11 protein-coding genes are annotated in these 11,059 nt (G+C 40.1%); 4 read left to right on the forward strand and 7 right to left on the reverse strand.

What is annotated here, in order from left to right:
- Positions 1 to 108: 108 nt before the first annotated feature.
- Entirely contained in the window at positions 109 to 939 is an 831-nt protein-coding gene (mutY, locus tag AB7E63_RS12370) for an A/G-specific adenine glycosylase (RefSeq protein WP_428419603.1), read from the reverse strand.
- Between the two features lie 6 nt (positions 940 to 945).
- The gene (waaF, locus tag AB7E63_RS12375) at positions 946 to 2,007 is read right to left on the reverse strand and encodes a lipopolysaccharide heptosyltransferase II (RefSeq protein ID WP_006342562.1); all 1,062 of its coding nucleotides are present in this window, start codon (positions 2,005 to 2,007) and stop codon (positions 946 to 948) included.
- Between the two features lie 146 nt (positions 2,008 to 2,153).
- On the opposite strand from waaF, the gene AB7E63_RS12380 reads away from it, so the two are divergent.
- Genes AB7E63_RS12380 through ruvA form a run of 3 tightly spaced genes read left to right on the forward strand, consistent with a single transcriptional unit; the run spans position 2,154 to position 4,908 of the window.
- On the forward strand, positions 2,154 to 3,788 hold the full coding sequence (locus AB7E63_RS12380) for a hypothetical protein (RefSeq protein ID WP_428419604.1): 1,635 nt from the start codon (positions 2,154 to 2,156) through the stop codon (positions 3,786 to 3,788).
- Positions 3,781 to 4,287 (forward strand): crossover junction endodeoxyribonuclease RuvC, encoded by a 507-nt coding sequence (gene ruvC / locus AB7E63_RS12385; RefSeq protein ID WP_013925625.1) that lies wholly within the window; start codon positions 3,781 to 3,783, stop codon positions 4,285 to 4,287. The genes AB7E63_RS12380 and ruvC overlap by 8 nt, the downstream gene beginning before the upstream one ends.
- A gap of 18 nt (positions 4,288 to 4,305) precedes the next feature.
- Entirely contained in the window at positions 4,306 to 4,908 is a 603-nt protein-coding gene (gene ruvA / locus AB7E63_RS12390; protein WP_006342565.1) for a Holliday junction branch migration protein RuvA, read from the forward strand.
- Here ruvA and yajC read toward each other — a convergent pair.
- The 4 genes from yajC to AB7E63_RS12410 all read right to left on the reverse strand — a co-directional run bounded on the left by yajC (position 4,905) and on the right by AB7E63_RS12410 (position 8,452).
- Entirely contained in the window at positions 4,905 to 5,252 is a 348-nt protein-coding gene (gene yajC, locus AB7E63_RS12395; protein WP_348638798.1) for a preprotein translocase subunit YajC, read from the reverse strand. The two genes, ruvA and yajC, sit on opposite strands and share 4 nt — an antisense overlap.
- A 69-nt stretch (positions 5,253 to 5,321) precedes the next feature.
- The gene (gene tgt / locus AB7E63_RS12400; protein WP_059359767.1) at positions 5,322 to 6,431 is read right to left on the reverse strand and encodes a tRNA guanosine(34) transglycosylase Tgt; all 1,110 of its coding nucleotides are present in this window, start codon (positions 6,429 to 6,431) and stop codon (positions 5,322 to 5,324) included.
- Between the two features lie 189 nt (positions 6,432 to 6,620).
- Positions 6,621 to 8,075 (reverse strand): 23S rRNA (uracil(1939)-C(5))-methyltransferase RlmD, encoded by a 1,455-nt coding sequence (gene rlmD / locus AB7E63_RS12405; protein WP_284452733.1) that lies wholly within the window; start codon positions 8,073 to 8,075, stop codon positions 6,621 to 6,623.
- 131 nt (positions 8,076 to 8,206) lie between these two features.
- Positions 8,207 to 8,452, reverse strand: a complete 246-nt coding sequence (locus AB7E63_RS12410; protein ID WP_013925627.1) for a hypothetical protein — start codon at positions 8,450 to 8,452, stop codon at positions 8,207 to 8,209.
- A gap of 377 nt (positions 8,453 to 8,829) precedes the next feature.
- Here AB7E63_RS12410 and AB7E63_RS12415 point away from each other — a divergent pair, with 377 nt between their 5' ends.
- Positions 8,830 to 10,197 (forward strand): UTP--glucose-1-phosphate uridylyltransferase, encoded by a 1,368-nt coding sequence (locus tag AB7E63_RS12415; protein ID WP_006342571.1) that lies wholly within the window; start codon positions 8,830 to 8,832, stop codon positions 10,195 to 10,197.
- On the opposite strand, the gene AB7E63_RS12420 is transcribed toward AB7E63_RS12415, so the two are convergent.
- The coding region (locus AB7E63_RS12420) for a BclA C-terminal domain-containing protein (protein WP_428419605.1) at positions 10,194 to 11,059 on the reverse strand (866 nt) is incomplete at its 5' end. The two genes, AB7E63_RS12415 and AB7E63_RS12420, sit on opposite strands and share 4 nt — an antisense overlap.

The following is an 11,059-nucleotide window of genomic DNA, read 5'->3' on the forward strand; positions in this document are numbered from 1 at the left end:
TTGAAATAATTCTGGAAATAGTGTCACGTGAAAGAGCGTAAATCCATGTGTAACGGCATCCATAGAAAAAATGTGTGTGACATTTAGACTGAATTCATGCGAGATTATTTACTTAAGCTCTTGAATATGAATACTTTCAAGATTTTTTTCAAAGTAAGGGAATTCATATAAATCTGACATAATCTCCCCTTTTTTACCTCTTTTCACAAGTACCTTTTGTTCATATTGAATAATCGGAACCATTCGAAAAAGTTTTTCTACTTTGACTTTAGCAGACTTAACGGGCCGCTCAGATACTGTTCCAGAACGATAGGCTAAGCAAGAAGAGCTCAAAGGGCAAGCCTGACATTCCGCCTTCTTTTTACAGATTGTCGCTCCAAGTTCGATTAAAGCTTCATTGGTGATCCAATGGGCATCCTCAGGGAGAATCGATAAAGCCATTTGGCGAAGCATCTGCACAGTTTTGGGCTTGCTGATATCATCAGTCATGTTAAAATAGCGTGTAAGCACACGCATCACATTTCCATCTACGGCCGCTCTTTTTTGGTGAAAAGCAAAACTGAGAATTGCCCCAATTGTGTAAGGACCAAGACCTTTGATTTTTTTTAAGTCCTCTTCACGATCGGGTAGTTGACCCTCCCAGTGAAGTAGCACAAACTGAGCGGCTTCATGTAAATGACGAGCCCGAGAATAGTAACCCAAGCCTTCCCAAGCTTTAATGACATGATCCAATGGAGCTTCCGCCAAGGTTGCAATCGTAGGGAACTGGGTCATCCACCGTTCAAAGTATGGAATTACAACAGCAACCTGAGTCTGTTGTAGCATGACTTCAGAAACCCAAATCGCATAGGGATCTGATGTATTTCGCCAAGGAAGATCCCTTTTATGCTCCAAAAACCATCGATGCAGGGAAGGATTATCAAATTGTTTAAATTCCATTAAAACTTATTCTCTATGAGGGATTTGCTGTCGAACCGCTTGATAGACCTCTTCCACTTCAATCTTTTTCATGCATCGAAAATCTATCGGGCAAACCCGTTTATAGCAAGGAGAGCATTCCACAGGATGCTGAATCACTTTTCCTTGAGGCATAGGCCCTGTTTTAATGGGACTTGTGGATCCAAATAGAGCCACTAGGGGAATGCCTAATGCTGCAGCCATGTGCATCGGTCCGCTGTCATTTGTCAAAATAACTGCGCATTCCTGCATGAGTGCCATCAACTCTCGAATAGATGTCTTTCCTGCCATATTCAGCACACGCTCTGGAAAATGTTGACAAATTTGATGGACAAGCGAAGCTCCCGCTTGATCGCCAAAGTATAAAATTGTAACCTTAGGATCTTCTAGCAAGCGTTTAGTGACTGCAATAAATCGTTCTGGCAGCCAACATTTAGCAGAACCATAAGCAGCCCCCGGATTAATCCCAATCAAAATCTGCTGAGAAGAATCCAAACCATTGCGCGATAAAATTTCTAAGGCATTGTTTTTCTCTTGGTTTGTCACATAAAGCTTGGGAACGGTATTAGAAACTGGAATCCCCAACGGCAGCAAAAGCATTTTATAAGTAATGACTAAATGTTGAGATTCTCGATTAATTGGAAAAGGCACAGCCTTCTGCAATAGAAAACGACGTAAATTTCCCTCAAATCCAATCCGATTTTGCACCTTTCCACGCCAAAACCACCAGGCGGAAGAAAAAGAATTTGTCAGTAAAAGGCCTAAATCATATTCTCCCTGACGTAGCTTTTCTATAATCGCAAGATGTTGGCTACGATGGATCCATCCACTTGGACGATGATAGCTAAAAACTTCATCAATATGGGGGTCATTTTTTAGAAGAGGCGCCACGTTAGCTTGACACATGACTGTGATCTTACTTTCTGGCCATTTATGTCGCAAATCAGCCAAAATAGGGGTTGCCATAACAAGATCACCCAACCAATTTGGCATCCGGATAATGATATTGTGTGGAGTTTCAGAAGGCCATTGGGAATCGATAATAGACATAAAGTTTCCTGAATAATGAAAAAAAAGATAAGCTTAACAAAATTAGCCAAATCGAACAACTCCCCTTTCTGTTCCTTTTCGATTGATCTTCTATGCGTAAATCCTTATCTTTCCAAAAAGTTGCAGACGTTACATGGAGTCTAGAGTTGAGTAAAAAAACATATACAGAAGAAGAAATACAAAGTCTCTTGGAAGACCTTTCTCTACAAAAACAGCGCGTTTATGATCTTGAACAGGCACGTCCTAGCTTAGATCAAGATGAAGAAAGTAATGCATCCAAATTAAAGAATTTACTCTCTCTCCAGCAGCTTGTTATAAAATATGAAAATGAGCAATTGGAAATCCAACAAAAGCTTGAACTCGCACTTCAGCAACTAGAGCATTACGATGAAAGCTTCGCCTTGCTTGAAGAAGAAAATAGTCAACTTAAACAGCTTCAAAAAGCACATGCACAAAAAGACAAAAATGGGGTTGAAGAACGCTTAGCAGTAAGCCACAAGCATGCCGAACAATTAGACAGAGTAATCCATTTTCTTAGAGAAAGATTAGAAGAAGCCAATTTAGAAGCACAACAACTCAAAGAAGATTACCAAAAATCTCAGGAATATATCCAAGAATTCTCCCATGAGAAAGAACAGTTTAAGATTCTTCTCTCAGAAGAACAGCAAACTAAAGCAGAGGCCCTAGAAGAAGTATCTGCATTACGCGATCAATTTTCGACATTAAAGAATCGCGTTCTCGAAGCCGAAAAACAAGCTCAACAGATACAAACTCTTCACAGTGAAAATGTTCAAAAAAATCGGTTAGAAAACGAGCTAAATCAATCTTTTCAGCAAAATTTAAGAGAGCTTAAAGAAAAAGAAAACCTCTTGCAAGAAGCTTTAACAGAAAAGAACCATGCCGTCCAAAGAGCACACCAAATCCAGCAAGACCTCGATAAACATAAAGACCTTGCTCGTACTCTGCGCGAAGAGGTTGCTGAAATCCATCGTGTGAAAACCGAATTAGAAGCCAATTATCAAAAAGAAATGCAATGTTCCCTGCAACTGAAAGCGCAGCGCAAAGAAATTGATGCAAAGCTTATCCAACTGCAAGAAGAATTGGTCGAGTTACAATCTCATGTTGACCAAGCTACCCTAGCTCATCTTGCAGTCAAATCTCAGTTAGAGCTATCTCAGGAACTTCTCAAAGAGAAAAATATTCAATTTGAAAACGTTCAACAACTAGTTGAAACCCAAGCAAATGAAAAACAGAGAGATAAAGAACTTCTAACTCTCGCACAAGCGCATATGCAAGAGCTTGAAGCAGGCTTACAAACTGCAGAGCTGCATCTAGCTAAAAAAGTAAAAGAAATTTCTTTGTGTCAGGAACGCTACGAAGAACAAAAATTAAATTTGCATGAGATGGAAAAAATCCATCTTCATTACGAAGAAAAAATTGTTGAGCTTCAACAAAAAGTCGATTCCCATAAAGAAGTCGAAAGTCATTTGGAGGAACAGGCAAAAAAGTGGGAACAACAGTACCATCAAATGCACGAAAAATGGCAAAAAGCAGAACCACGGAATGACGAACTCAAAGCCATTGAAATGAAGCACAATCAAATGCAAACCATTCTGAAAAATATGGAGGCTCTGATTGGATCCCCTCTACTCCCTCCATCAGTGACAGAAAAAAATATCCCGCTCTCATTTAGCCATGAATCTCAAGAAACGGTACAACCTTCACTTTTTGATTTAAAAGATCACACATTTTCTAAACATCGAGATACTTTTTTTGACTAAGACATTGAAAATTATCGGAATCGACCCTGGAACAAACATTACGGGGTACGGAATCGCCTCTTTTGATGGTTTTAATTTTTCTGCTATCGACTATGGCTGTATTAGACCCCCCTCCTCTCTCAAGCTCAGTGATCGCTATCTTATTATTTATGATAGCATTGCACATTTGCTGGAACAACACACAGTGAATGCGCTTGTCGTCGAAACACAATTTGCAAGTAAAGCCAATCCACAAAGTGGAATTAAATTAGGAATGGCGCGAGGGGCCATCATTATTGCTGCCAAAAAGCGTCAGATTCCTGTTTACGAATATTCACCCACTCAGGTTAAATTGGCGGCTGTTGGATATGGCCATGCAAGCAAGCATCAAGTTCAAGCCATGATTCAAAGTCAATTTCAGCTGAATCAATTGCCACCTCCCGATGCTGCGGATGCGCTTGCCCTAACTTTATGCTACATGTATTCACACAAAAACAAACAAGCCTTTTCCGAGCTTTAATTTTCAAAAGGACCTATAATGTACGATTATATAAAAGGGATGCTAATTTCTTCTTCCCCCACCTGTGCGGTTATTGAAACTAGTGGGATCGGATATAAGATATTTATCCCAACAAGCACCTTTGGAAAGCTGGCGCAAATTGGACAAAATGTGCAGCTGTATGTTTCATTTGTGATTCGGGAGCAATCCCAAACTCTATACGGTTTTTTTTCAGCTGAAGAAAGAGAGCTTTTTGAAATTTTGCTTGCAGTATCCGGAATAGGGCCCAAGACGGCAATCGCCTTGATTGGCCATCTTCCATCCACACTATTAAGCGCCGCCATTCAAGGCCAAGATATCACCACCCTTTCCAAGGTGCCTGGCGTAGGCAAAAAAACAGCCGAGCGTTTAATTGTAGAATTGAAAGATAAATTAAAAATTGGTGTACATCCAGCCGCCGAATTAGTGACCGCGACTCCTTTCTCTGAAAAGAGTCAAACCATTACAGACGCGCTGAATGCACTGACACATTTAGGTTATAATCAGGCCATAGCCAAACAAGCGATTCAAAAAACGTTAAAAGAACACTCAACAGATATTGATCTAGCAACGTTGATTACATCCACACTTAAACATATTTAATCGCTTTTTACATCTTTAATGTCTTCGCCAGGTGTTCCAGAAAGAACTTCTGTAATACCTGCTTTGATAACTTCAATTTTTGAGCCGTCCACCATTCTAAGAATGACCGTCTGCTCCAGAATTTTATCGATTGTCCCAACAATCCCCATCGCGACAACACGATCACCTTTTTTCAAGGCACTGCGTTGCTCTTCCATCGCTTTTCTGCGTTTTTGCTCAGGACGCCATAGAATGACATAAAAGCACATAAGCAAAACACCAATCATCACGAGTGTTTGCCAAAAACTTTGATCTCTAGATGGGGGAAGATCTTCTTCTCCGACAGCTAATAAGCCAGTTTCCATTACCATCATCTGAGCCATGATCAAAAAATAAAGGAGCTTTTTCATGAGAATTCCCTTCGGGTTAGCGCGCTAGTTAGGATAAATTGCGCAGATTTTTTGATAGTATTCATTCAGTGTATCATTTTGGATAGCTTGCCGCAATTTAGCCATGAAATCAAGATAAAAGGCTAAATTTTGCATGGAGACTAAAGTTAATCCCGTAATCTCATCGACATTCAGTAAATGTCGAATATAGGCTTTGGAAAATTGAGAAGTGTAGCAATCGAGCTCCGGATCTAAAGGAGAGAAATCATCCGCATAGCGTCCAGCTTTTATTGTCACCTTCCCTGACCATGTAAAGGCAGTCCCATTGCGAGCATTGCGCGTAGGCATCACGCAATCAAACATATCAATTCCCCTCATCACAGCTTCAATGATGTTACGAGGTGTTCCCACTCCCATCAGATAGCGCGGCTTGTCATTGGGCAAGCATGGGACAGTATGTTCAATTATTTCATTCATAATGTCACTCGGCTCTCCCACTGCCAATCCCCCAATTGCATACCCTTCGCAATTCAAGCTGCTTAGTATTTCAGCTGATTGGCGGCGTAAATCAGGATAAACCCCACCCTGAACAATTCCAAAAAGATTTTGATAGGATTGCAACTCAAAATCTCGGCAAACTTTTGCCCACAGATGTGTGCGATCTAAAGCTTGCTCCATTTTGCTTCTTTCACATGGATATGGTGAGCATTGATCAAATGTCATCACAATATCAGCACCTAACACCTTTTGAATTTGCATACTTTCAGTGGGTCCCAAAAAAAGCTGTGAACCATCTATGTGAGATTGGAAATAAACTCCTTCATTTGCCACCTGATTTAAGCTAGCCAATGAAAAGACCTGAAATCCTCCTGAATCGGTTAAAATCGGCCGTTGCCAATTCATAAACCGGTGCAAACCACCCGCTTTTGCCATAATATCCATATTAGGTCGAAGCATCAAATGATAGGTATTTCCTAAAATGATTTGTGCTCCAATATCGATTAACTGCTGATTGGTCAATGTTTTGACAGCGGCTCGAGTTCCAACAGGCATGAAGACTGGTGTTTCAATATCGCCATGAGCAGTCTTTAATAGCCCCGTACGTGCCTGGCAATTAGCTGCAGATTTATGAACAGTAAATTTGAGTGATGACATAATGGTTTTTCCTAATTCTCTACTTAAGCTCCCTTCATAAAAAGAAATATATCTTATGCTTTATCTACTAAAAAAGAAATTTCATTGCGGATTTTTAACACTTCCAAATTCTGCTTCGGGAGTGAAATTTGACTTTTTCATAGAATCAGGGATTATTTTACACTTCTTTTTCTTTTTATGAACAGACTTCTAATTTTCATCTTTTGTTAATATAGCAATATTTTCGATATGGATTGTATGGGGGAATTGATCCACTGGTTGCATAGCCTCAAGACGATATCCTTGAGAAATTAAATTCGAAATATTATCGACTTGCGTGAGGGGATTGCATGACACATACAAAATTTTTTTTGGACTCAATTTAATCAAGTGCTGCAAAGCATGTGGATCCAAACCTGCTCGAGGAGGATCGACGACAACTAAATCGGGTAGAGGAAAAAGATTTTCTTCTATAATTTTGGTTAATTGCTCATGCACTGCGCCACATAAAAAATGCACATTAGAACATCCATTTTTAGCTGCATTCGATCGTGCATCTAAGACAGCTTCTGGACAAATCTCAACTCCGACAACAGTCTTTGCAAACTTTGATAAACATATACTTAATGTTCCAGTCCCACAATATAAATCGTATACAGTAATGGGTGTAGAAATAGAGGATAATTGGAGTGCAAGCGAATATAGCCGTTCGGCTTGGCGCGTATTCGGTTGAAAAAATGCGGAAGGACTTATATTAAATTCTAGAGGAACCGGCTGCTCTTCGGATTGACTTTGAATATAGAGCTTTTCTCGGATTTGATCTGGGCCATACAGGACCATCTCATAAAATTGAGAAGCCATTCCTTTTGCTATTTGATGAATCCTTAAAAAGATACTCAAACGACATTCAGGGCGATCTAATTCAATGCTCGCGCGCAAGCCAGCCACAAAAGCATCTAAATCACTCTTGTGTAAAGCATAATCTGGATTTCCAGATACAGTTAAAATAACCATCCGATCTCCCGTTCTTTGCCCTTCGCGAAGAGTCAAAGTCCTAAGAGATCCTGTATTGCGATAATGGTGATAAGCATCGAGCTTAGAAGACTCCCACCAGTTTCTAGTTACTTTTAAAGCATCTACAAACCAAGAATTGGTTAAATGGCATTCGGTTAAATTAAAAACCTTTCCTCGGCTTGAATCCATGATTAATCCCAAATATTTATTTTGAGATAAATCTGTCGAAAAAGAGAATTCCATCTTGTTGCGGTACTGCCAAGGATCATCGCAAGGAATGATAGGAAAAAACTGGACATCAGGAGTTAAAATAGCACTAAATAAAGCGCGAATTTTTTCTTCTTTGAGTCGCAATTGTTCTGCATATCCCATTTGCTGCCAACGACATCCACCGCAAGTTGCAAAGTGAGCACATTTTGCAGAAATACGAACTGGCGCTGCCTTGATTACTTCTTCAAGCTTACCTTGTTGCTTCTTCATTCTCTTTTTGAAGAGCACTGAAGCCTTAACGCGGTCCCCTGGAATAGAAAAAGGTACTTCGATGGAAAGGTCGGTTTTATCTTCTCGTTTTAAAACACCTTTTCCATTTCCTTTTTTTGAAAAATCAACAATATCCAGTTCCACAGGCTGGGCCTGCTTAAATGCTCTCATTTTCTTCTCTAATTTTTAATCATAATCGATGATTTATCGAATAAGATTAATAAAAAAAAAGAAATAAAGCAACATTCTGTTACATTAGTTTCGGCCAGGAAGGTCAAATGATCCGTTTTAGAAAAGGATCCTTAACGAGTCAAACTATCATAAAAATCATCTTCTCGCTTGCCTGCCCAAGAAGTATCTGTATAGCGAATTTCTCCATCAGAATCGTAACGTCTGAGTGCATAAACACGGCAAGGATAACGACGGGGAACAACCTGCACCTCACCATTACATTCAAAATTTATCTCATTATCGTTATCATTCGATTCATCACTTTGTAGAGATGCTACTGTTATAAGTAAAAAAAATCCAAATAGATATTTTTTCATAGGACCTCCCAAATTAATAAATCACTTTATTTAGAGCTATAATACATTTACATATTAATCTCAAATTTTACTCACACATAAAACTATTTCTATAAATTAATTAACATTAACCAGAACAAACAACCTGGAAATAAAGCACTTTTGACAAAAGTTTAAATAGTAGTACTGAAAAAACTTTACAAATATGCATTATGAAAATACATCTGTATTTTTTTATCTTTGCAGAAAAACTTGACTCATCCTATTCTGCTAATTCAACCAACTATCAAATTTGCTACATAATAAATTCCTTTTTAATCACAATGGGGCTGCGTAGCATAATGCGTATACGGACTATAACTTTATTTTTTGCACTCATTTGCTTGGTTATTTATTATATGAATATGGAAAAACCTTCTTTATCTGAAAAACTCGCTTCGATTAATCAACTTCATTTATTGAAAAATTGGGATAATCTTTCAGAAGCATCCCAAAGAAAACTCGCAAAACAAATCGAAGAAATCGAAATCCCCATTTTTCTTAAGCAAAAAAAAGTGATTCAGTCTCCTTTTCAAGAGAACCATTCTTCTCTAACTGCATTTAATGATTACGAGGAAGCAGGCAATCCGATTCTCAAAAATCGAGGACAAGATCTCATTTCTGAAGGCAAAGTGGGATGTATCATTGTAGCAGGAGGACAAGGTACTCGTCTTAAAATGGACGGTCCAAAAGGGATGTTCCCTATTTCCGCTATCAAACATAAAAGCTTGTTTCAGTTATTTGCTGAAAAAACGTTAGCCGCGGGAAAGCAGTTAGGGGTCACCCTCCCAATAGCAATTATGACTTCCCCGTTGAATCATCAACAAACGACAACTTTTTTTACCAACCACAACAATTTTGGCCTTTCTTCTCACCAACTTTCCTTTTTTTCTCAAGGTATGCTCCCTTTTCTGAATCAAGAGGGATCTCTCTTCTTGGAAGAACCCGATCATATTGCTTTAGGACCTGATGGAAACGGCATGTCCCTAATTCACTTCTATAAAAGTGGGACCTGGCAAAAATGGCACAATAAGGGTGTTCGGTGGGTCAATTACGTGTTGATTGATAATCCATTAGCAGATCCTTTTGATGCCGAACTGATTGGCTTTCATGCAGATCAAAATCTAGATATCACGATTAAATGTATCCCTCGCCTACATGCTGAGGAAAAAGTCGGTATCATTGTTAAGAGAGATGGCAAAACAGAAGTGATTGAATACACTGAGATTCCAGCAAGTGAAAGGGATGAGCGACTGCCAAGTGGACAGTTTAAGCATCCTTGCGCAAATATTAGCCTATTTTGTTTTTCAATGGATTTCATTAAACAGTATGCCGAATCTGGAAAAACGTTACCGCTTCATGCTAACTGGAAATCGGCAAAATACTTGAATCCAGATGGACAAAGCGTCAATTCAAGCACACCGAACGCCTGGAAATTTGAAACATTTATTTTTGATCTTCTTCCGGAAGCAACACGTGTAAAAGGCCTTTTGTATAAACGAGAGGATTGCTTTGCGCCTTTAAAAAATGAAAAGGGGGAAGCAAGTCCAGAAACGGTGCAAGCAGCACTTCTTGCTCAAGATCGAAAAACGCTAGAACAGATAACAGGTTTAGCTGCGCCCCTAGAAGCTTTCGAACTCTCCCAAGACTTTTATTATCCAACAGCAGAACTAATCAATAAGTGGAATAAACGCAGCCCGAACCAATCGGGCTACGTCGAATCTTAGCTTAACAAAATGATGTTAATTGCAGAGGAATTACCTGCAGCTAACGTTAATGCCAACCCCGATACAACAACTTGTAAAGTCGATCCTACAGTTGTTACAGGAATGATTGTAACAATTGTCATTTGCGATCCAGCTACAATTAAGCTAGAAGTCGGTCCAATTGGAGAACCATTTAATTCTATTTGAGTGCTTGCCAATAAACTCAATAGAGTTGAACTAGCAGTAAACTCCACTAAATAGTGACCTGTCGCATTAAAAGTAAATGTAGTCGAGTTAGTTTGAGTAACCGACGTTCCACTTGTTACTGCTGTTCCGTTAAATGGGATTGGACTTCCGACTGCAATTAATAAGGTGCTTCCATTAGTGCCAAAATTACTAATATGATCATTATGACCTGTAGCTCCAGTTGGGCCTGTTGGACCTGTGGCTCCAGTCGGACCTGTAGCTCCGGTAGCACCTGTTGCACCGGTAACGCCCGTGGGCCCTGTTGGACCCGTGCCTCCCGTTAATCCTGTTGGGCCCGTAGCCCCCGTAACACCGGTAGCACCTGTTGCTCCAGTAGCACCCGTCAGCCCTGTTGGACCTGTTGCTCCCGTAGTGCCTGTTGCTCCTATTGGACCTGTAGGTCCTGTAGCTCCTGGATCACCTGTTGGACCCGTAGCTCCCATTAATCCTGTTGGGCCCGTAGCCCCCGTAACACCGGCAGCACCTGTTGCTCCAGTAGCACCCGTCAGCCCTGTTGGACCTGTAGCTCCCGTAGTGCCTGTTGCTCCTATTGGACCTGTAGGTCCTGTAGCTCCTGTAGAACCTGGATAACCTGTAGTTCCCGTAGCTCCCGTTAATACAGTTGGGCCCGTAGCCC

Source organism: Parachlamydia sp., assembly GCF_050255895.1.
Lineage (GTDB): Bacteria > Chlamydiota > Chlamydiia > Chlamydiales > Parachlamydiaceae > Parachlamydia > Parachlamydia acanthamoebae.